This window comes from Streptomyces lanatus, from assembly GCF_014655715.1.
Taxonomy (GTDB): Bacteria; Actinomycetota; Actinomycetes; order Streptomycetales; family Streptomycetaceae; genus Streptomyces; species Streptomyces lanatus.
The window spans coordinates 89,387-109,619 of the sequence record NZ_BNBM01000011.1 but is presented as its reverse complement, the minus strand read 5'-3'; the positions used below and the strand labels follow the sequence as shown (position 1 = coordinate 109,619).

The window sequence follows — 20,233 nt, the reverse complement described above, 5'->3', positions numbered from 1 at the left end:
TGCGCGATGGTGGAGCCATGCATGCGAAGGACATCCTCATCGACGGGTACAACCGCATCCAGGAAGAAGTCCACGCCGCCGTCGAGGGCCTCGGCCCCGACGAGCTCAGCGCCCGCCCCTCCCCCGACGCCAACTCCGTCGCCTGGCTGATCTGGCATCTCACCCGGGTCCAGGACGACCACATCGCCGACGCCTTCGGCCTCGACCAGGTGTGGCTCACGCAGGACTGGCAGAAGACCTTCGGCCTCGACCTGCCCCGCCACGACACCGGCTACGGCCACAGCCCGGTGAAGGTCGCCAAGGTCCGGGTCGACTCCGGTGACCTGCTGACCGGCTACTACGACGCGGTGCACGAGCAGAGCCTCGGCCAGTTGCGTGAGGTCGCCGCCAAGGATCTCGAACGGATCGTGGACGACCGCTGGGATCCCCCGGTCACCCTGGGCGTAAGGCTGGTCAGCGTCCTGTCCGACGATCTACAGCACGTCGGACAGGCCGCCTACGTCCGCGGGCTGCTTCAGAGCGCGTAACCCGGGAGGACGACGTCCTCGATGAGGGCCTTGCGCTCGTCGAACGGGATGAACGCGCTCTTGAGGGCGTTCACCGTGACGGTGCGCAGGTCCTCGACGGTCCAGCCGGCGTCCTCGACCAGCAGCGACATCTCCCGGGTCATCGTCGTCCCCGACACCAGACGGTTGTCGGTGTTGAGGGTGATCCGGAAGCCGAGGTCCTTCAGGGCGGTGATGGGGTGCTCGGCTATGGAGGTGGCGGCGCCGGTCTGGAGGTTGGACGTCGGGCACATCTCCAGCGCGATACGGCGGTCGCGGACCCAGCCGGCCAGTCGGCCGAGCTTGCCGTCCACGATGTCGTCCGTGATGCGGACGCCGTGGCCGATGCGCTGGGCGCCGCAGATCTGCAGGGCCTGGTGGATGCTGGACAGGCCGTCGGCCTCACCGGCATGGATGGTGAACGGCACGCTCTCGCGACGCAGGTGCTCGAAGGCGTCCAGGTGGTCGGCGGCCGGGAAACCGGCCTCGGCGCCGGCGATGTCGAAGCCGACGACACCGGCGTCCCGGAAGGCGACGGCCAGGTCGGCGGCCTCACGCACCCGGTCGAACATCCGCATCCCGCACAGCAGGGTGCCGACCCGCACCGGAGTCCCTGCGGCAGCGGCCTTCGCCATACCGGCCGCGAGCCCCTCCTGGACGGTCTCGACGACCTCGGCGAGGCTCAGCTCGCCGTTGGTGTTCAGCTCAGGGGCATAGCGCACCTCGCCGTAGACGACACCGTCGGCGGCCAGGTCGAGGACGTACTCCTCGGCGGTCCGCAGCAGGCCCTCGCGGGTCTGCATCACGGCGAGGGTGTGCTCGAAGGTGGCGATGTAGCGGACCAGGTCGCCGGAGTTCGCGGCCTCGAAGTACCAGGCGGCGAGCTCGTCGGGGTCGGTGGTCGGCAGGGTGTGGCCGACCTCGGCCGCCAGCTCCACGACGGTGGCGGGGCGCAGGCCGCCGTCGAGGTGGTCATGCAGGACGGCCTTGGGGAGGCGGCGGATCACATCGGCGTCTACGCGCGTAGCGGTCATGGTGCGGTCTTTTCTCGGTCGAGGCTGTTCAAAAGGGAGAAGGGGTCAGCCGGCGGGCTGGAGCAGGTCCCAGCGGTTGCCGTACAGATCCTGGAAGACGGCGACCGAGCCGTACGGCTCATGTCGGGGCTCCTCCAGGAAGGTCACGCCGGCGGCGAGCATCCGGGCGTGATCGCGGGCGAAGTCGTCGGTGTGCAGGAAGAACCCGACGCGCCCGCCCGTCTGGTCACCGACCCGGGCGCCCTGCTCGTCGCCCTTGGCACGGGCCAGCACCAGCCCGGTGCCCTGGTCGCCCGGCCGCACCACGACCCAGCGGGAACCGTCCGGTCGCGGGGCGTCCTCGACCAGCCGGAAGCCGAGGGCTTCGGTGTAGAAGCGGATCGCCTCGTCGTAGTCGTCGACGACAAGGGTGACCAGGGCGATGTGTCGCATCGGGGCCTTCCGGGGCAGTCGGTTGACGGGAGAGGTTATACGTAAAACTACGTCGGCGCCAGTCACGACCGGGACCGTGGTCCTACGCCTACCGCCCGAGGCGCGAGAGGCGGCAGGCCACTAGCGTTCCCAGCCATGACGATCATGGAAGCGCCACGCAGCCCCGAACGCCGCAAGCAGGATGTGCTGGACCGGCTGGAACGGGAGTCGGACATCTGGGTGGCCTCGGCGGACCCCGAAGGTGTGCCGTGTCTGGTCGCGCTGTGGTTCGTGTGGGACGGCGAGGCGCTCTGGATGGCGACGCGGCCCGGCAACCCCACGGGCCGCAACCTCCACACCGGCCGCCGGACCCGGCTGGCGTTCGGTGACACTCAGGACGTGGTCCTCATCGACGGCGACGTGGAGAGCTACGACCGCGACGAGGTGCCGGACTCGGCGGCAGAGGCGTTCCACGCGAAGACGGGCTGGGATCCGCGCGGCGACTCCGCGCCGTACGCCTTCTACCGGGTACTTCCGCGTGCGGTGCAGGCCTGGCGCGAGGTGCGCGAACTGCCGCAGCGGCATCTGATGCGAAACGGAATGTGGCTTGTCTGAACAAGTTTCCTGCGTATGTCCGCTCGCCATCGAATTCCCGCACAAGTGTTACCTAGGAGTAATCCCTGATGGTTTGATGTGCGGCGCCACTCAACCCCCTTCACCCACAGGGAGATCCAGTGACGCTCTTCGCACATCGCCGTGCACAGGGCTCGGCCGTACTCGCACTGTCGCTCGCGACCGCCACGCTCGCCGGTACGGCGCCCACCGCGTCGGCCGCCGAGCAGACACCGCCGCTCAAGGTGCTGACGTACAACGTGTTCCTCTTCAGCAAGACCCTGTACCCGAACTGGGGCCAGGACCACCGCGCCGCCGAGATAGCCAAGGCGCCCTTCACTCACGGCAACGACGTCGTCGTGTTCCAGGAGGCGTTCGACAACTCCTCCTCGGACGCGCTGAAGAGCTCGCTCGCCGACCGCTACCCGTACCAGACGCCGGTGGTCGGACGCACCAAGAGCGGCTGGGACGCGACCGGCGGCGCCTACTCGGCGACGACGCCCGAGGACGGCGGGGTCACGGTCCTGAGCAAGTGGCCGATCCTGCGCAAGGAGCAGTGGGTCTACAAGGACGCGTGCGGCGCGGACTGGTGGTCCAACAAGGGCTTCGCATATGTGGTGTTGAACGTGAACGGCACGAAGGTGCATGTCATCGGCACGCACGCGCAGTCCACGGACCCGGGCTGCGACGCCGGTGAGGCGGCCGCGATGCGCAGCCGCCAGTTCAAGGCGATCGACTCGTTCCTGGACGCCAAGAACATCCCGGCGGGCGAGCAGGTGCTGCTCGCCGGTGACCTGAACGTCGACTCCCGCACACCCGAGTACGCCTCGATGCTCGCGGATGCCGGACTGGTGGGGGCCGACGCCCGCAACGGGCACCCGTACTCCTTCGACACCCAGGACAACTCCATCGCCCGCGACCGCTACCCCGACGACCCGCGCGAGGACCTGGACTACGTCCTGCACCGCGCGGGCCACGCCCGGCCCACGGTCTGGAAGAACGAGGTCGTCAAGGAGCAGAGCGCGCCCTGGACGGTGTCGAGCTGGGGGACTGACTACACGTACACGAATCTGTCGGACCACTACCCGGTGACCGGTACGCGGGCTGAGTGATCCAGGCGATCCGGCTCAACCGGCTTGCTGTCGCGCCGCGTTGAGCCGGGCCAGCTCGTCCGCCGTGAGGCGCAGGGCACCCGCGGCCACGTTCTCGGCCAGGTGGTCGGGGTTGCCGGTGCCGGGGATGGCGAGAACGTGCGGCCCTTGGTGCAGGGTCCAGGCGAGGCGCACCTGGGCGGGGCTCGCGTCGTGCGCCCGGGCCACGGCGAGCACTTCGGCGTCGTGGGCGGCGGTCGCGCCCTGCTCCGCCGCCTCTCCGGCCACGGCGTAGAACGGCACGAAGGCAAGGCCGTGCTCGCCGCACAGCCGCAGCAGTTCGTCGGCCTCGGGGTCCGGCCGGTCGAGCGCGTACCGGTTCTGCACGGACACCACGGGCGCGATGGCCCGCGCTTCGGCGAGGTGCCGTGGCTGTACGGCGGAGATGCCGAGGTGCCGGATCAGGCCCGCCTCCCGCAGCTCGGCCAACGCGCCGAAGTGCTCGGCGATGGAGTCCTGCCGCATGCGGCGCAGATACACGAGGTCCAGGTGGTCGCGGCCGAGCTGACGCAGGTTCTCCTCGACATGGCCGCGCAGTTGGTCGGGGCGCGCCGAGCTGCCCCAGTCACCGTGGTAGTCGCGGTACGGGCCGACCTTGGTGGCGATGACCAGGCGGTCGGGGTACGGGGCCAGCGCGGTGTTGATCAGTTCGTTGGCGGAGCGGGTGGCGGAGAAGTAGAAGGCGGCGGTGTCGATGTGGTCGACGCCGAGCTCGATCGCTTTGCGCAGTACGGCGATCGAGCGCTGACGGTCGCTCGGCGTGCCGTGGTGGAAGGCGGCGCTGCCCGTGAGCCGCATCGCGCCGAAGCCGACGCGACTGACGGGCAGGTCGCCGAGTTCCCAGGTGCCCGCGGCGTCCGCGGTGATCGTTTCCGAGGTCATCGGCGGAGTGTCGCACGAGCCGTGGGCACCCGGGGTGTGTCAGCAGTAAAGGTTGCCGCCCGGCGAGACGCCGAGGACCGAGGTGAAGCGGTTGTAGGCGTCGACGCGGCTCTGTACCTGTGCCGGGTTCTTGCCGTCGCACTCCAGGGAGCCGTTGATGGAGCGGATGGTCTGACCGAAGCCGGCCTGGTTCACCATGGCGTTGTGGGGGGTCATGGTGCCGGGGCCGGTCTGGGTGTTCCAGTACCAGAGGCCGGTCTTCCAGGCGACGGCCGACTCGTTCTGCACCCGCCAGGGGTTGTTGAGCAGGTCGATGCCGAGGGCGTCGCCCGCCGCCTTGTAGTTGAAGTTCCACGACAGCTGGATCGGACCCCGGCCGTAATAGGCGTCCTGGCCCGCCGGGCAGCCGTAGGGCTGGCTGCGGTCGCAGTAGTGGGGGTAGTTGGCGGTGTTCTGCTCGACGATGTGGACCAGGCCGCCGGTCTCGTGGTTGACGTTGGCGAGGAACGCCGCCGCCTCCTGCTTCTTCACGGTGTCGCTGCCGGTGTTCGCGAAGCCCGGGTAGGCGCTGAGGGCATCGGTCAGGCCGCTGTACGTGTAGAAGGGATTCCGGTTCGGGAACATCTGGTTGAACTGGGCCTCGCTGACGACGAAGCCGGCGGCGGACGCGGTCGGGGCCGGCTGGAGCACCAGTGCGGCGCTACCCAGGGCCAGCGCGGAGACCAGTGCGGCTATGCGGCGCCTCTTCACAGCATCAACTCCTTTGCGGAGCACGGCCGCACCCGGACAAGGGCAGGGGACATCAGCACCTTGTGCGCACGCACCGACGGAGTCGGTCACGGCGTGGGGGCGGCCGTGGTGGGGGGTGTGGGGACACACTCAACCCCTTTGGTCTGTACCAGTCAAGGGTGTAGACCAGACAAGGTATAGACCAAAGCTGACCGGTGACGTCAACGTGCCGCGCGCCCCGCGTACGCACGCACATCGATGTCGGGGTCGTCCACCGCCGTGGCCAGTGCAGCACGGGCTTCGACGTGCGCCGAGTGCCGCAACAGGCCGAGCACCGCTGCCTTCCGCACATCGGCGTCGGTGTCGCGCAACAGCCCGGCGAGTGCCGGAACACCGTGCTCCGGCGCCGCCCCGCCGAACGCCTTCGCGGCTCCCGCGCGCACCTGCCAGGCCCGGTCGCCGAGCGCCGCCGTCACGGTGGCCTGGAGTTCCTCGGGACAGCCGAGGACGCCCAGGGTCTTGTGCGAAGTGCGGCGCCAGGGCGGCGAATCCGCGCGCGACGGCGACACGTACCTCGCGCGCGGTGTCCTCGGCCGCCCGGGCCAGGGCGTCGGCCGCGTCCACCGAGACCAACGCGCGTACGGCGGTCAGGCGCACCTCGATGTCCTGGTCGGCCAGCGGACCGGCGAACAGGGCCGCGTCACCCAGACGCAGGGCTCGCAGCACGTCCAGGGCCACGGCGCGCGCCACAGGGTCGGCCGCCGTCAGGGCGGAGATCAGCGGCGCCCGCAACTCCGGCTCGGCGGGAAGGACTTCGGCCAGTTCACGCAGCGAGGCGGCGGCAGCGGCCGACACGTCGCCGCCGCCGTCGAGCATGGCGTGGGCCAGCGCGGGACCCGCTCCGGCGGGAGCTGTCTCGGTGAGCGCCGTGACGGCGCGGTTCTCCAGGTCGGCGCCGATGAGTTCGCCGCCGATGTCGGGGGGCAGATAGGTGAGGTCGAGGGAGAGCGGCAGGCCGTTCAGCTTGCGGAGCCGCTCGATGTAGTGCACCTCGGTGCCGCTGCGCAGCCGCAGTCGCTCGGCCACGGGTGCGGGCGCGGCGACGGGGCGCCCATGGTGCGCACCTCGTTGGTGACCCGGCCCTGCTCTCGCAGGGTTTCCGCGAGTCCCATCAGCCGGTCGAGACCGTGCGAGTGCTTCTCGGCGACAACGACGGTGCCGACACCGGGCAGCCGCTCGACGAGCTGCTCCGCGCGCAGCCGCCTACGGCGGGCGGCGGCGAGCGGCGCGGTGTGCTCGCGGGTTCGTTCTGCCGGCATGCGGTGACCATACCGACGGTGTCCGCACAGTGGTGTTGCTGAGTCATTGCGCCACCTGAGTGCCCTTCAAGCGGGCTCTGACCTGCGGTTTCTCCTATGGCCGAGGCACTTGCGCCACGGTTCACCCACTGACTTCGCTACGCCGACGCTCGAGATACGCACGCTCCGCCGGGTTCTGCGACAGCTCGATGGCGCTCCCGTACGCCCGCACGGCCTCCGTGTCTAGGCCGAGGCGGCGCAGCAGGTCGGCGCGGACGGCGTGGAGCACGTGGTAGCCGTCGAGGTCCAGGGCGTCCACCAGGCCGAGGGCCTCGGCAGGACCGTCGGTCTCGGCCACGGCGACCGCCCGGTTGAGGGCCACGACCGGGCTCGGAGCGAGGGCCATGAGGTGGTCGTAGAGCCGCCGGATCTGCCCCCAGTCCGTGGCCTGCGCGGTGGGTGCGTCGCTGTGCACGGCCTGGATGGCGGCCTGGAGTTGATACGGCCCCGGCCTGTTCCGGCGCAGGCAGCGGCGGACCAGCGACTGCCCCTCGGCGATCAGTTCGCGGTCCCAGAGCTCCCGGTCCTGCTGCGGCAGCGGCACAAGCACACCGTGTTCGTCCTGCCGGGCCGGCCGGCGGGACTCGACGAGCAGCATCAGCGCGAGCAGCCCGGTCACCTCGGGCTCGTCCGGCATGAGTTCGCCCAGCAGCCGGCCGAGCCGTACCGCCTCCGCACACAGCTCCGCCTCGCCGTCGTACCCCTGATTGAAGATCAGGTAGAGGACGGCCAGCACCCCCGTGAGCCGGTCCGGCAGGTCGGCGTCCCGGGGCACGCGGTACGGGATCCCGGCGTTGCGGATCTTCGCCTTGGCCCGCACCAGGCGCTGGGCCATCGTCGGCTCGGGCACCAGGAAGGCGCGCGCGATCTGCGCGGTGGTCAGCCCGCCGAGCAGGCGCAGGGTGAGGGCGACCCTTGCCTGCACGGCGAGGGCGGGGTGGCAGCAGGTGAAGACGAGCCGGAGCCGTTCGTCGCGCACGGGGCCCTCCTCGCGGGGTGCGTCGGGGGTGTGCAACAGGGCTGCCTGGGCGTGGCGTTCGTCCCGGCCGGCCTCGCGGCGCAGCCGGTCCACGGCGCGGTTGCGGGCGGTCGTGATGATCCAGCCGGCCGGGCTCGGCGGCACACCGGTCTGCGGCCAGCGCCGTACGGCGATGGTGAACGCGTCCTGGACCGCTTCCTCGGCGAGGTCGATGTCGCCGAGGAAGCGGACGAGGACGGCGACCGCACGGCCGTACTCGGCGCGGAAGACGGCCTCGACGTCCGGGCTCGTCATCAGTCCTCAGTCCTCGGCTTCGCCCATGAACGGCCGCACCTCGATGGGCAGGGTGGTGGCCAGGGCCAGTTTGCGTCCCCATTCCAGGGCCGCGTCCAGGTCGGGCGCCTTGATGAGGCTGATGCCGCCGAGCATCTCCTTGCCCTCGGCGTAGGGGCCGTCGGTGACCAGAACGTCGCCGTCGCGGGGTCGCAGCACGGTGGAGGACTCCGGGCCGTGCAGCCCGCCGGCGAACACCCAGGCGCCCGCCGCGCGCAGCTCGCGGTTGAGGGCGTCGAGGTTCTTCTCGATCTCGCCGAGGACGTCCGGCGCGGGCGGGTCGCCGACCGGCTGCATCACATTGAGCAGGTAGTACTTCATGACGGCCTCCTGGGGCGTCGTGGTGGTGTCTCACCTCCTACACGAACGGCACGGGCCGGTATCGACACCCACGGCCCGACCCCACGCGGTTTTTCCGGAGACTCACTCCCCTTACATCGTCATGAACCCGTCGACCTCTACACATAAAGAAGAAATAAGCGCAGAATGACCGTAGGCGGCGCCAACCGCACACCGCATCAGACGCGGTCAGGCCTGCGAGTCAAAGGAGACGAGTCATGGCCAACGTCTCGCCCACCAGAGGTGACATGACCAGCCACCCCGATGTATCCGAAATGCGGGACCGCTACGCCCGTATGCTCGGGGGTCGTGATGTGACACTGCTGGACGGACCGGTGTTCCTGCTCGGTCTGTACTGCGCCGTGTCCCCTTGGATACTCCACTACACGACGAGCCAGCCGGCGCTCGTGACCCACAACCTGGTCGTGGGTATCGCGATCGGCCTCCTGGCCCTCGGATTCACCCGGGCTCCTGAACGCATGTACGGCCTGAGCTGGGCCTTCTGCGCGATAGGCGTCTGGATGATCATCGCGCCGTGGGTCGTCGGGGACAGCCCGGACGCAGGTGTCGTGGTGAACAACATCATCATCGGCGCGCTGGCCGTGATCCTGGGGCTGATGTGCGCCGGCACGGCGGCGAAGAGCGCCCCGAGGTCGTGACGGCACCCGGAGAGGAGCCCACCGAGGCCGGTCCGCACACCACGGACCGGCCTTCTCGCGCCCCCACCTCAGCGGGCCCGGTCAGCGCGTCGGCATGAGCCAGGGCTCCTGGGGCAGCACATGGCCGGTCTCCAGGAGCGACTTGAGGTTGGACAGCACGGCGGGCCAGCCGGACGACACGTCGGCACGCGCACTCTCGTCCGCCAGGTCCTCGTGGGTCACGGTGAGCCGAACGATCTCGGCGTGCCGCTGGATGTCGAAGGTGACCCTGGAGTACTTGTCCTCCTGCCCCTCCTCGTCCGGCGCCGCCCAGGTGGTGACCAGCCGGGTCGGACGCTCGCTCTCCACTACGGTGCCGACCACGTCGGCGATGCCCGAGCCGTCCGTACGGACATGTTCCCAGCGGGATCCGGGCCGCCAGTCCGAGACATTGCTGTGGCCCCAGTAGGCGGCGGTCAGGTCCGCGTCGGTGAGGGCGTCCCAGACCTTCTCGGGCGTGCTCTCGATATAGGTGACGTAGACGAATGTGGGCTTGTCGGTCATGGCTTCCTCGGCTCGTCGTTTCACTGCCCCGAGCATCCGCAGGCGCGGGCGCTCGAACTTGTCGATCCACCGCTCCTGGATCTCATGGAGCGGGACCGGATTGAGGTAGTGCAGCTTCTCCCTCCCCCGCCGCACCGTGCTGACCAGGTTGGCGGCCTCCAGGACGCCCAGATGCTGGGTCACCGACTGACGCGCCATGTCGATACGCGCGCACAGCTCCCCCAGCGTCTGCCCGTTGTCCTCGTGCAGCCGGTCCAGGAGCCGTCTGCGCGTCTCGTCGGCCAGCGCCTTGAAGACCTTGTCCATCGCGGGGTCGCCGCTCTCTGATCGCACACTCCACGTTATGCAGGTAATTACCTGCATGTCAACGCCGGACGCTTTGTGCCTGTTTATCCATGATGAGAAGCATGCGTCGAATGGTTGTTACATGACGTACGGGAACCCTTGATGGTCGGTCCGTAGCGTCGAACACGACCGAACGAACCCCACCGAAGGAACGACCCACTGATGCGTGCACCCCGCGCCCTGCGCACCGCCCTCGTCACCGCCGGTGTCACCACCACGCTGGCCGTCTCGGCCGCCGGCGCCTTCGCCGCGCCGTCCTCCGCCGACGTCACATCCACGACCCGTCACACGGAGGCGAAGCGTGTGTACGTGAAGACGGTGCAACTCGCGGACAAGGTCAGCCGCGCGAAGGTCCACAAGACGGGCAAGGACCGCTACGAGGCGGAGATCTGGGCCGATGACGTGAAGTACGGGACCCTCTACACCCAGGGCATGCCCACGCACGCCCAGCACAACGGCCTGCACATCACCCTCGAACCGAGCGGACGGGTCACCTCCTGGGTCGACGGGGCCAAGCCCGGGCCCGAACCCGTCGTCGAGCGCGTCCTGATCGGCACGTCGACCCTGGCGGACGGGTCGACGACGGCCAAGATCTACCGGGTCACGGACGACCACTACGAGGCCGATGTCTTCGCGAACGGCGTGCACTTGGACACCCTCGTCGCCGACGGCCGGGCGGCGTACGGCGAGAACAACGGACTGCACATCGCCCTCCACCCCGACGGCAAGTTGACCTCCTGGGTGGACCGCCCCTGACCCGGGGCGTCAGTGCAGGAACATCCCCAGCTCACGCCGGTGTTGAGCCGTCCAGGCATACGCGTCCCGCACCTCGTCCACGGCTCCGCACTCCATCAGCCGCACCATGGCCGGCTCGCCACGCTCGGCACCGGCCTCGATGCCCTCACGGCACCGGTCCTGCCACCAAAGGATCACGTCGACGACCCCCTCCCCGTCGCCGTACGGCCCGTAGGCGTCGCAGATCAGCGCGATCCGCCGGGCCGCCTCGCCCACATCGGTGATGCCCGGTCCTAGGTCCAGGTACTGCCAGCACACATGGGCGAGGTCATGGACGCGGTCGCCGGGCGCGGCGAGATCCCAGTCGAGCAGGGCGGTCGGCCACCAGTCGGCGCCTTCCACGGTGTACACGGTGTTCTTGGGGGCGAGGTCGTTGTGGCACACGACGTCGCGGTCGCCGGCCAGAGGTGTCCCGTGGGTCATGTCGTGGACGGCGCGGACGAGTTGGGCCACCCGTACGAGTCCAGCGTCCGTGCATGCCGCGGCCCGTTCGTGAGGGGTGACGGCCGCCCGCCCCTCCACGTAGCCGAACACCTCCCGGCCCTGCTCGTCGGTCCCGATGTGGCGCGGGGCCCCTTCCCACCCGCGTGACTCGAACAGCGCGAGCAACTCCCGTACATACCCGGACCGTTCGCTCGGCGTACGCCGCACCGTCGTACCGATCCGCACGACCTGGTTCACGGCTCCGCCACCGAGTACCCGCTCGGCCATTCGCACCTCCACGTCTCAGCAGGGGAAAATCTGTCGCCAAGCATGCCCGCACCCGGGCAGGCTGGCCTGATGGACCAGCCTGAGGTACTGCTGATCGGGGGACGGGCCGGGGTCGGCAAGACCACGGTCGGCTGGGAGGTCTCGGCGCGGCTGCGGGCCGGGCGCATCGCGCACGCGGTGATCGACGGTGACTTCATGGGCGCCGTCCATCCGGCGCCGCCCGACGACACGCACCGGTCCGGCATCACGGCACGGAACCTGGCCGCGGTGTGGCGGAACTACGCCGAGCTCGGGCATCGGCGTCTCGTCTACACCAACACCGCGAGCGTGCTGGACACGGCCGCGCCCATCTTCCGCGGGGCCATGGGGGACGACGTACGCCTGATCCGGGTGCTGCTGACCGCCACCGACGCCACGGCCGAACAGCGGCTCACCGGGCGTGAACTCGGCTCCGAGCTGGAGCACGAGGTGCGGAGCAGCGCGCGCAAGGCCCGGCTGCTGGACGAACACGCGCCTGCCGACGTGCTGCGTGTGGTGACCGATGGCCGCACCGTCATCGACATCGCCGCGGAAGTGGTGGCCGCGACCGGGTGGGTCGGGGACGTGGCGGTCGGGGCGGCGAACGATCAGGCGTCGGGCACCGGTTGAAGCGGAACGGACTGTCCCTCTCTCCGCAGGGAACCCGTATTACCGCGGGGACTGGAGGAAGAGGGGCGAAATGGAGATCTCGGGCATCATCAGTGCCATAGTGATCGGCATCATCATCGGTGTACTCGGACGTCTCGTGGTCCCGGGCCGCCAGCGCATCGGCGTCCTGTGGACGATCCTCGTAGGCATCGTGGCGGCGCTGCTCGGCTCCGCGATCGCGGCCGGCCTCGACGTGGCCGACACCGACGGTGTCGACTGGATCGAGTGGCTCATCCAGATCGGCCTCGCCGCGGTGGGCGTGGTCGCACTGGACCGGACGAAGGCGCGCCGCTGACGCCGCGACCGACAGGACGGCGGGCCGTTCAGGTGAGTGCCCCGGCGGCCCGCATCGCGGCGAGGCCGTCGCGGGCCGCCGGGTGGACGGGCGTCCAGCCGATTTCCCGCTCCGCCTTCGCCGTGGACACACGCAGCGTCGTCGACATCACCGTGTGCGCGTACGACATGGGCCGCATCAGCCACAGCGGTACGGTCATCGGCTTCGGCAGCCCGAACTCCTCGGCCACGCATCGGGTATACGCCCCGAACCCCAGCGGAGTCCGGTCGGCGATGTTGTACGCCTGCCCGGGCCGCCCCCGTTCGACGGCGGCGACGACCGCCCGGGCCGCGTCGGTGAGCTCGATCCAGGGCAGGACCCGGCCATGGTCGGCGGGGACGGGGAGTTGCCGCTTGCGCAGCATCGGCAGCAGACCGTCGGTGCCGCCGGGGCCGTAGAACAGGCCGAAGCGGAGTGCGATGCCCTCCAACCCCGGGGTGCCGAAGGTGAGTTGCTCCTTGGTGCGCATCCCGGCGATATGCCCTTCCAGCTCCCGGGAGCGGCCGTGCGGGCCGAAGGGATCGTCCTCGGTGATCACCCGCTCGCCGTGGTCGCCGTAGCCGTATCCGAAGACCATCGACTCCGCCACCAGCCGTCGGGCGCCGGTGGCCCGCGCGGCCTCGACGAGGTGGGCGGTGCCGGCGATGCGCAGCGCGTTGGTGGCATGCATGTCGCGGTGGCGCATGGGCGGCCTGCTCAGTGCGGTCGCGGCGTGGATCACCGTGTCGAAGCGGTGTCCGTCGACGGCGCGCAGCAGGGCGTCGCGATCCATGAGGTCGGCCTGGATGTCGTTGCGCGGGCCGCGTCCGAGGCCGGTGACCTGGTGGCCCGCCTCGGTCAGGGCGCGGGTGATGTGCCGGCCGAGGACACCGCCCGCGCCCGCGAGGAGGACTGTCCGGCTCTGACTGTTGCCTTCGCTGTGGTTCGTCGTCATATATGTGCGACGAATCGGCGGGGCGCGGATGTGACATCCGGGCCGGGGTGAAGTCCGGGCGATCGAGCGGCTCGGTGTTTCAGGGCCTACGGCGTGTACACGTAAGGCGTGGTGGTGGTCAGCGGTTCGAAGCCGAGCCGTTCCAGGATGGGGCGGCTGGTGCTCATGGCGTCGACCTGGAGATACCGGTAGCCGCGGGCCACGGCGGCACGGCCGCGGTGGGCGACCAGTGCCCGGTAGATGCCCCGGCCCCGCCAGCCCTCGACGGTCCCGCCTCCCCACAGCCCCGCGAACCGCGTCCCCGGCACGAGCTCCATCCGGGCCGCGCTCACCGGGGTGTCCCCGGCCAGGGCGATGACCGCGACCACGGTGTCCGCGTCGGGCGTGAGCTGGGCGAGCAATTGGTGCCGGAGCCGGGAGCCATCGGTGCCGAAGGCCTTCTCGTGCACCTCGGCGACGAGGTCGACACCGGCCCGGTCGGTCACGGGGAGGACGCGGATGCCGTCCGGCGGCTCGGCGTCCAGGTCGAGGGCGGCGGCCTCCCCGATCATCAGGGTCTCCTCGGGCTGTGACGTGAAGCCCGCTCGCCCGAGCCGCTGTCCGAGGTCCACCGGGAGGTCATGGCCGTAGAGCTTCCACTCGAATGCGAGGCCGAGCCCGGAGAAGTGGGCGATCTGTGCGGCGATCGCCGCGTCCGCGCTCGACTCGTCCAGGTCGGACCACACGACGCCGTTCCAGCCCTGCGCGGACGACACCTGGCGGACGACCCCGCCCACCCGCTCGACCCGCGCGCCGGGGCCGTCCGGCCGGGCGCCTTCCCGCATGTCCCGGTCGAAGAGGGCGAGCACTCCGGCATGATCCATGCGCTCACTCCAGCACCGCGCCACCGCCACGGCAAGCCCTTTTCGTCCCGGGCGGTGATAAGTCGGCGAAGATGGGACGCGCTGAGAGATCCACGCCGCGAGGAGGGCCGTACGCCATGGTCGTGAAGGACACCGAACTGCCGCACCTGCGTCGCTGTGTCGCGCTCGCGGCCGAGGCGCTGGAGGCCGGGGACGAGCCGTTCGGTTCGGTGCTGGTGGGGGCGGACGGCGAGGTGCTCGCCGAGGACCACAACCGCGTGGCCTCCGGCGACCGCACCCGGCACCCCGAGTTCGAGCTGGCACGCTGGTCCGCCGCCCATATGTCACCCGAGGAGCGGGCCGCCGCGACCGTCTACACCTCCGGCGAGCACTGCCCGATGTGCGCGGCCGCGCACGCGTGGGTGGGCCTGGGCCGCATCGTGTACGTCGCCTCGTCGGATCAACTGGGCGGCTGGCTGGCCGAGTTGGGCGTACCCGCCCCGCCGGTGCGCACGCTGTCGGTCCAGGAGGTCGCACCGGGCGTGGCCGTGGAGGGCCCGGTGCCCGAGCTGACCGAGGACATCCGGGCGCTGCACTTCCGGTTCCACCGGCGAAACGGCTAGCCCAGTTCCAAGGTCGTGACGCCGAAGACCCGCTCCCGCGCGAACGGCCGCACCGGGCCCGTGTACATGCGGGCCGTCTCGAAGGAGGGCGAGAAGCCGGCCTCCTCCGCCAGGGCGACGCCCGCGGGGTTGTTCTCGGGCACGTCGATGGCGACCTCACGGCCGGCCACTTCGGCGGTCAGGGCGGCGAAGACGGCCCGCGCGTCCTCGGGGGTGTCCGCGAAGAGGGGGCCGATGCGCGGGCAGTCGTGTCCGGGGCGGATCACCCCGTAGCCGGTGACGCGGTCACCGACGCGGCGTACGACGGCCTCGTGTCCGGGGCCGGTCAGCCACTGCGCGAGGAAGCGGGGCCGGTCGGCCGGCGTACAGGCACCGTCGTAGGCGATGACGTCCTCGACGTCCTCGGGGCGTAGGGCGCGGACGTCCGCCGGGGCCGAAGCGGAAGGCGCGGTCCCGATGTACCGAAACGTGCGGTGCGCGAGCTCGAAGCCGGAGCGGCGGTAGTTGTCCTGCTGCGCGACGACCCCGTCGAGCCCCACCGTGCGGTTCTCCGCGTGCGCCAGCGCCGTCTTCCAGGTGGTGAGGCCGAAGCCGCGGCCGCGCAGGTCGGGGCGGACCAGGTACCAGCCCAGGAACGCGTAGTCGGAGCCGTAGGTGACGACGGAGATCGCCGAGACGGGCTCGCCGTCGATCCGGCCGATGAAGAAGCCCTCGGGGTCCTGGGCGAAGAAGGCCGCACTGTCCGCGAGCCCCGGATTCCAGCCCTCGTCGACGGCCCAGCCACGGACGACCGGCCAGTCGTCGACACCGGCCTGCGTGATGACGAGGTCCTCGGGGGCCGATGAGGCCATGAACGCGCTCCGTTCCATTGAGGGTGTCGGTACGCGCGGTGATCGACCGCGCACGCAGCATCCTCGCGGATCTTCAAGGTGGGCGTCACGACATGATCAAGCCTTTGCCGCGGGACACAGGTGACTCGCGGAACGAATGTTCCGACGCCGTACGACAAAGGCCCCACCGCTCGACTCCCCGGTGGGGCCTGCCGTACCGCTCGTACGACGCGGGTCAGCGCACCGCCTTCGGGCGGAAGCGGCGGTACAGGACGGCCCCGCCCAGGACGAGGGCCGTGGCGCCCGCGGCGGCGGGGGTGGTCAGGTCCGCGCCGGTGTGGGCGAGGGCGAACCCGGGGCCGTGCGGCACATGGGCGGGCGGCACCGGCCGCGGGTGGTGGGCCCGGGGCACCGAGGGCTTGGGGGCGGGCCTGGTGCGGGGCGGCTGCTTGCCGGGGCCGTTCACCGACTCGTTGCCGATCGCCGCGTTGCCTGCGCCGACCACGTTCACGCTGTTGCCGCTGACGTTGACCGGGACGTGGACGGGCAGCTCCAGGACATTGCCGGACCCCACGCCCGGCGAATCCTTTCCGCTCCCCTTGGCCGAGGCACCGCTGCGCGACGAGGTGCCCGGCTTGGCCCCACCGTCCTCATTGGTGCACTTGTTTCCCACGGCCGGGTTGAGCAGCCCCACCACGTTCACGGTGTTCCCGCACACGTTCACCGGGACGTGCACCGGGATCTGAAGGGTGTTCCCGGCCAGCAGCCCCGGAGAGTCGGCCGCGGCGCCGTCCGCCGCGGAGGCAGCATCTGCCGCAAAAGCGGCGGACACCGGCACCGTCACAGCCATCGCCCCGGACGCGGCGAAGGCGATCACACCGTTTCGGGTAACCCGTCTCATAGGTTCCCTGCCTTCCAGACTTGGTCACGGGCAGTCGCCCGCATCGGATAAAACGCAGACGAACCATGAGAGTTATGGCTTATCGGCCTTTCACCCCATCGAGTGGCACGCTTGTCGAACTAGTGGCAAAAACGCCCGATAAGAACGCAAGCGCGCAGGGTACGGCAGCTGGGGCGATGCCGCTCGCCGGGAGGCGTGCCCTCCGGGGCCCGCTTATCGTGATCGAGGACGCCGTTTCCCGGTCCGCGACGGGCGTCCTGGAGGCATCCATGCTGGCCAAGCTGTCCACGCGGTCCATGCTGCGACGCTGCGCGGTCATCGGCTCGGTCGGTCTCGCCCTGCTCGGCACGGGCCTGACCGCGGCCACGGACGACCCGGAGCCCGACCTGACCCGCTTCTACCAGCAGAAGGTCACCTGGGCGAAGTGTCCGGGCGAAGGACTGCCGAAGGATCTCCAGTGCGGCAAGGTCACCGTCCCCCTCGACTACGCCCACCCGCGCGCGGGCAAGCTCGATCTCGCGCTCGCCCGCTTCCGGGCCACCGGCGACAAGCACGGCTCGGTGCTGCTGAACTTCGGCGGACCGGGCGGCTCCGGCGTCCCCGAGTTCATGGCCGGCGGCAAGGAGTTCATGGGGCTGACGGACAACTACGACATCGTGACGTTCGATCCGCGTGGCGTCGGCAGGTCCTCCCCGGTCAGCTGCGGCGACGGCGAGGAGGAGATCGACCTGCCGGACGACAGCTCGGAACTGGGCCGGGATCCGCAGGCCGTGCTGGCCCAGCTGAGGAAGGCGGCTGCCATCTGCGCCCGCCACTCCGGGCCCGTGCTGCCCCACATAGGCACGGTCAACGCCTCGCGCGACATGGATGTGATGCGTCAGGCCCTCGGCGACGACAAGCTCAACTACCTGGGCTTCTCGTACGGAACGCGGCTGGGCGCGGTGTACGCCGCCCAGTTCCCCGAGAAGGTCGGCCGGTTCGTGCTGGACGGCGTGGACACCCTGACTGAGCCGCTGACCGAGCAGGGCGCGGTGAGCGCACGAGGGCAGCAGCAGGCACTGGACGAGTTCGTCAACTGGTGCGTGAACGACATCGCCTGTCCGTTCGGGACGGACGCGCGTGAGGCCCGCAAGCAGGTCGTGCGGCTCGTCGACGCGCTGGACGCGGATCCCGTGCCGTCGGCCTTCGGTGAGCCCTTCACCGGGCAGGACCTGGTCAGCGCCATGGGACAGGCCCTCTACAGCCAGGAGTTGTGGCCCTCCCTGGAGCGCGCCCTGGCCTCGCTCGTCGAGGACGGCGACACCAACGCCATCGAGACCTTCGCGTCCGGCGGGGCGGCGCCCGCGCGGCGCGAGGAGACCGACGACCCCGACGGCGGCCTGGTGGACCAGGAGGACGTCCCCCTCGACAACATGCCCGCCGCCCTGATGGCGATCAACTGCGCCGACGACCCCGACCGCCCGACGGGACGGCAGATCGTCGACAACCTCGACCGGCTGAGCGCCAAGTACAAGCAGGCCTCACCCGTCTTCGGGCCGTACCAGCTCAGCGGAGTGCTGACGTGCTACGGCCGCCCCAGGGGCACGGACTTCATCCGCGACGAGGTCAAGGACGTGTCCACGCCGAAGATGCTTCTCGTGGGCACCCGCGGCGACCCGGCGACGCCGTACCGCTGGACCGTGGAGACGGCACGGCGGCTCGGCTCCTCGGCCGTGGTGCTCGACAACAAGGGCAACGGCCATACCGGTTACGCCTCTTCCAAGTGTGTGCACAACAAGGTCGACACATTCCTGCTGTACGGCACGCTGCCTCCCGACGGCAGTTCCTGCGGGCCTGAGGACGACTCCGAGTAGGGCGGGGTCCGGGTGCGGGGATCGCGGATGGGATTGCCCCTAATGCCCGATCGGTGAAACGGCCCTATCGTGCTCTTATGGAGCACGCACTCAGTCCCACAACGCTGATCGAGCTGCGGCGCCCGCGCCCGTATCCGGCCGTGTCCGTGCTGACGCCGACGCATCGCCGAGAGCCCTACCGGGCCCAGGACCAGGTCCGGCTGCGCAATGTCGTGGCCGAGGCCAAGAAGCAGCTGGAGGCCGATCCCTCGGTCACCCGCGAGCGACGGACGGACGTCGAGCGCCAGCTCGACCAGGCCCTCGCCGAGGTCGATCTCACCTATGCCGAGGACGGCCTGGTGATCTTCGCCGCGCCCGGTGAGCACCAGGTGTGGTCGCTCGCCCGTTCCGTGCCCGAGCGCGTGGTGCTCTCGGACACCTTCCTCACCCGCAACCTGGTCTCCGCGCACGCCGCCGAGCGGCCCTACTGGGTCCTGTCGGTCTCCGCCGACCGCGTCGCCCTGTGGAACGGCAATCTGGACCGCATCACCGAGGCGCGCCTGGGCGGCTTCCCGCTGACCCGGACCGTGGAGAACTTCGACGCCGAGCGCCGGGAGCAGATCGGCGACACTCCGAGCACGTTCCGCGACGAGGGCACCCGCCACTTCCTCAAGGACGCCGACTCGGCCATGAGCACGATCCTGCGGCGCGAACCGCGGCCGCTCTACATCACCGGCGAGCAGGCGGCGCTGTCCCTGCTGAGCGAGATCGGCGGCGCCACCAAGGCCGGGGTGCACATCCCGCACGGCGGGCTCGCGCACGGCACCCGCGAGGCGGTGTGGCAGGCGATCCGGCCGCGGATCACCGCCGAGATCCGCAGGAGCACCGACGATGTCCTGCGCGAACTCGAATCCGCCCACGGGCACAAGGCGTACGCGGCCGGGGTCGACGAGGTCTGGCACAGCGCCCGCGAGGGCCGGATCCGGCTGCTGGCCGTGGAGGAGAACTACCGGATCACGGTGCGCGGCGAGGAGGGCGACCATCTGATCCCGGCCGTGAGCGGCGAACTCGACGCCCGCGAGGACATCGTGGACGAGATCGTCGAGCAGTGCCTGGAGACCGGCGCCGAGGTCCGCTTCGTACCGGACGGCAGCCTGAGCGATTCACAAGGGATCGCCGGAGTGCTGCGGTACTGACCCCGGTCGGGTGAGGAGGAGGCACAGCGGCGGGCTCGGCCGCCTCCTCACACGCCGCCGAAGAGCGCGCTCAGCCCGCGCTCCACGACCGCCTCCAGATCCTCCTCACCGGCCGCGACCACGGCGTAGGTGCGCAGCAGGAAACGGTTCAGGGCCGCGGTGTCGAACTGGAGCAGGGCCATGCCGTACGGCGAGTGCAGTTCCACGACCGTCCGGTCCTGGCCGCACGGCCAGATGTGCACGTCCCCGTCACCGGCCGGGCCGCGCAGCCCCGCCTCCAGCAGTCCGCGCGCGAAGGTCCAGGTGGCGCCCTGACCGTCGAGGGAGACATCGCCCGGGAAGTCGACATACACCGCCAGCGGGTCCGTCGAGGCGTACCGCAGCGTGGCGGGCACCGGGACCTCCCGCTCCTCACCGGTGATGAGCCGGGCGCGGACGGGCTGCTGGAGGGCGATGTCCATGGGCGGTCTCCCCTGCGGGTCGGCGGTCGGACGGTTTTTGCCGCTGTGCTTTTACGACTCCGCAGACGCCCTTCGCATTACACCGAGAGGCACATGAATTTTGTGAGCTGCGTCACTCCCCATGACGGGGCCCGGACAACCCACGGCCACCGCCGCTCCACACCTTG

At 70.4% G+C, this 20,233-nt stretch carries 24 protein-coding genes and 1 pseudogene; 10 read left to right on the top strand and 15 right to left on the bottom strand.

Features of this window, described 5'->3' with window-relative positions; translation table 11 throughout:
* Positions 1-17 precede the first annotated feature (17 nt).
* Positions 18-527, top strand: a complete 510-nt coding sequence (locus IE325_RS27170; RefSeq protein ID WP_190072704.1) for a mycothiol transferase — start codon at positions 18-20, stop codon at positions 525-527.
* On the opposite strand, the gene IE325_RS27165 is transcribed toward IE325_RS27170, so the two are convergent.
* Both IE325_RS27165 and IE325_RS27160 read right to left on the bottom strand, forming a co-directional pair.
* Positions 515-1,579, bottom strand: a complete 1,065-nt coding sequence (locus IE325_RS27165) for an adenosine deaminase (RefSeq protein ID WP_190072703.1) — start codon at positions 1,577-1,579, stop codon at positions 515-517. The genes IE325_RS27170 and IE325_RS27165 overlap by 13 nt on opposite strands.
* 45 nt (positions 1,580-1,624) lie before the next feature.
* A complete protein-coding gene (locus IE325_RS27160; protein WP_190072702.1) occupies positions 1,625-2,011 on the bottom strand; it encodes a VOC family protein in 387 nt (128 codons plus the stop codon).
* Between the two features lie 135 nt (positions 2,012-2,146).
* Here IE325_RS27160 and IE325_RS27155 point away from each other — a divergent pair, with 135 nt between their 5' ends.
* Both IE325_RS27155 and sph read left to right on the top strand, forming a co-directional pair.
* Complete coding sequence (locus IE325_RS27155; RefSeq protein WP_190072701.1) at positions 2,147-2,605, top strand: pyridoxamine 5'-phosphate oxidase family protein; 459 nt, start codon at positions 2,147-2,149, stop codon at positions 2,603-2,605.
* 119 nt (positions 2,606-2,724) lie between these two features.
* Positions 2,725-3,714: a sphingomyelin phosphodiesterase gene (sph, locus tag IE325_RS27150; RefSeq protein ID WP_190072700.1), complete on the top strand. Its 990-nt coding sequence runs from the start codon at positions 2,725-2,727 to the stop codon at positions 3,712-3,714.
* Positions 3,715-3,729: 15 nt separating this feature from the next.
* On the opposite strand, the gene IE325_RS27145 is transcribed toward sph, so the two are convergent.
* The 6 genes and pseudogenes from IE325_RS27145 to IE325_RS27120 form a co-directional block, all read right to left on the bottom strand.
* On the bottom strand, positions 3,730-4,635 hold the full coding sequence (locus IE325_RS27145; RefSeq protein ID WP_190072699.1) for an aldo/keto reductase: 906 nt from the start codon (positions 4,633-4,635) through the stop codon (positions 3,730-3,732).
* A 39-nt stretch (positions 4,636-4,674) separates the two neighbouring features.
* Positions 4,675-5,385: a chitinase gene (locus IE325_RS27140; RefSeq protein ID WP_190072698.1), complete on the bottom strand. Its 711-nt coding sequence runs from the start codon at positions 5,383-5,385 to the stop codon at positions 4,675-4,677.
* Between the two features lie 200 nt (positions 5,386-5,585).
* Positions 5,586-5,933 (bottom strand): HEAT repeat domain-containing protein, encoded by a 348-nt coding sequence (locus IE325_RS47105; RefSeq protein ID WP_373315226.1) that lies wholly within the window; start codon positions 5,931-5,933, stop codon positions 5,586-5,588.
* Positions 5,934-6,279: 346 nt separating this feature from the next.
* A pseudogene (locus IE325_RS27130) lies at positions 6,280-6,683 on the bottom strand (GntR family transcriptional regulator); the annotation flags it as partial.
* Positions 6,684-6,804: 121 nt separating this feature from the next.
* Positions 6,805-7,995, bottom strand: a complete 1,191-nt coding sequence (locus tag IE325_RS27125) for an RNA polymerase sigma factor (protein ID WP_190072696.1) — start codon at positions 7,993-7,995, stop codon at positions 6,805-6,807.
* 6 nt (positions 7,996-8,001) lie between these two features.
* Positions 8,002-8,355 carry a YciI family protein gene (locus IE325_RS27120; protein ID WP_190072695.1) on the bottom strand — a complete coding sequence of 118 codons (354 nt, stop codon included), beginning with the start codon at positions 8,353-8,355 and terminating at the stop codon, positions 8,002-8,004.
* A 236-nt stretch (positions 8,356-8,591) separates the two neighbouring features.
* On the opposite strand from IE325_RS27120, the gene IE325_RS27115 reads away from it, so the two are divergent.
* Positions 8,592-9,032, top strand: a complete 441-nt coding sequence (locus tag IE325_RS27115; RefSeq protein ID WP_190072694.1) for an SPW repeat protein — start codon at positions 8,592-8,594, stop codon at positions 9,030-9,032.
* Between the two features lie 81 nt (positions 9,033-9,113).
* Here the strand turns inward: IE325_RS27115 and IE325_RS27110 are convergent, their stop codons facing one another.
* Positions 9,114-9,881 carry an ArsR/SmtB family transcription factor gene (locus IE325_RS27110; RefSeq protein ID WP_190072864.1) on the bottom strand — a complete coding sequence of 256 codons (768 nt, stop codon included), beginning with the start codon at positions 9,879-9,881 and terminating at the stop codon, positions 9,114-9,116.
* A gap of 201 nt (positions 9,882-10,082) precedes the next feature.
* Between IE325_RS27110 and IE325_RS27105 the strand changes: the two genes are divergently transcribed.
* Positions 10,083-10,676, top strand: a complete 594-nt coding sequence (locus IE325_RS27105) for a hypothetical protein (RefSeq protein WP_190072693.1) — start codon at positions 10,083-10,085, stop codon at positions 10,674-10,676.
* A gap of 9 nt (positions 10,677-10,685) precedes the next feature.
* Here the strand turns inward: IE325_RS27105 and IE325_RS27100 are convergent, their stop codons facing one another.
* Positions 10,686-11,426: a phosphotransferase family protein gene (locus tag IE325_RS27100; RefSeq protein WP_190072692.1), complete on the bottom strand. Its 741-nt coding sequence runs from the start codon at positions 11,424-11,426 to the stop codon at positions 10,686-10,688.
* A 69-nt stretch (positions 11,427-11,495) separates the two neighbouring features.
* Between IE325_RS27100 and IE325_RS27095 the strand changes: the two genes are divergently transcribed.
* Both IE325_RS27095 and IE325_RS27090 read left to right on the top strand, forming a co-directional pair.
* The gene (locus IE325_RS27095) at positions 11,496-12,074 is read left to right on the top strand and encodes an AAA family ATPase (RefSeq protein WP_190072691.1); all 579 of its coding nucleotides are present in this window, start codon (positions 11,496-11,498) and stop codon (positions 12,072-12,074) included.
* 70 nt (positions 12,075-12,144) lie between these two features.
* Positions 12,145-12,408 (top strand): GlsB/YeaQ/YmgE family stress response membrane protein, encoded by a 264-nt coding sequence (locus IE325_RS27090; protein ID WP_190072690.1) that lies wholly within the window; start codon positions 12,145-12,147, stop codon positions 12,406-12,408.
* Between the two features lie 28 nt (positions 12,409-12,436).
* Here IE325_RS27090 and IE325_RS27085 read toward each other — a convergent pair whose 3' ends face one another.
* Complete coding sequence (locus IE325_RS27085) at positions 12,437-13,381, bottom strand: NAD-dependent epimerase/dehydratase family protein (protein WP_190072689.1); 945 nt, start codon at positions 13,379-13,381, stop codon at positions 12,437-12,439.
* 86 nt (positions 13,382-13,467) lie between these two features.
* Positions 13,468-14,244 (bottom strand): GNAT family N-acetyltransferase, encoded by a 777-nt coding sequence (locus tag IE325_RS27080; RefSeq protein ID WP_190072688.1) that lies wholly within the window; start codon positions 14,242-14,244, stop codon positions 13,468-13,470.
* A 116-nt stretch (positions 14,245-14,360) separates the two neighbouring features.
* Between IE325_RS27080 and IE325_RS27075 the strand changes: the two genes are divergently transcribed.
* Positions 14,361-14,846, top strand: a complete 486-nt coding sequence (locus IE325_RS27075; protein WP_190072687.1) for a nucleoside deaminase — start codon at positions 14,361-14,363, stop codon at positions 14,844-14,846.
* Here the strand turns inward: IE325_RS27075 and IE325_RS27070 are convergent.
* Together IE325_RS27070 and IE325_RS46860 are read right to left on the bottom strand one after the other, a co-directional pair.
* Positions 14,843-15,697, bottom strand: a complete 855-nt coding sequence (locus IE325_RS27070; RefSeq protein ID WP_190072686.1) for a GNAT family N-acetyltransferase — start codon at positions 15,695-15,697, stop codon at positions 14,843-14,845. The genes IE325_RS27075 and IE325_RS27070 overlap by 4 nt on opposite strands.
* A gap of 214 nt (positions 15,698-15,911) precedes the next feature.
* Positions 15,912-16,577 carry a chaplin gene (locus tag IE325_RS46860; RefSeq protein WP_190072685.1) on the bottom strand — a complete coding sequence of 222 codons (666 nt, stop codon included), beginning with the start codon at positions 16,575-16,577 and terminating at the stop codon, positions 15,912-15,914.
* A gap of 269 nt (positions 16,578-16,846) precedes the next feature.
* On the opposite strand from IE325_RS46860, the gene IE325_RS27060 reads away from it, so the two are divergent.
* Together IE325_RS27060 and IE325_RS27055 are read left to right on the top strand one after the other, a co-directional pair.
* Positions 16,847-18,430, top strand: coding sequence for an alpha/beta hydrolase (locus IE325_RS27060; RefSeq protein WP_190072863.1), 1,584 nt, complete (start codon positions 16,847-16,849; stop codon positions 18,428-18,430).
* Between the two features lie 77 nt (positions 18,431-18,507).
* Positions 18,508-19,605, top strand: coding sequence for a baeRF3 domain-containing protein (locus tag IE325_RS27055; RefSeq protein WP_190072684.1), 1,098 nt, complete (start codon positions 18,508-18,510; stop codon positions 19,603-19,605).
* Positions 19,606-19,652: 47 nt separating this feature from the next.
* Here the strand turns inward: IE325_RS27055 and IE325_RS27050 are convergent, their stop codons facing one another.
* The gene (locus IE325_RS27050; protein WP_190072683.1) at positions 19,653-20,066 is read right to left on the bottom strand and encodes an SsgA family sporulation/cell division regulator; all 414 of its coding nucleotides are present in this window, start codon (positions 20,064-20,066) and stop codon (positions 19,653-19,655) included.
* Between the last annotated feature and the right edge of the window lie 167 nt (positions 20,067-20,233).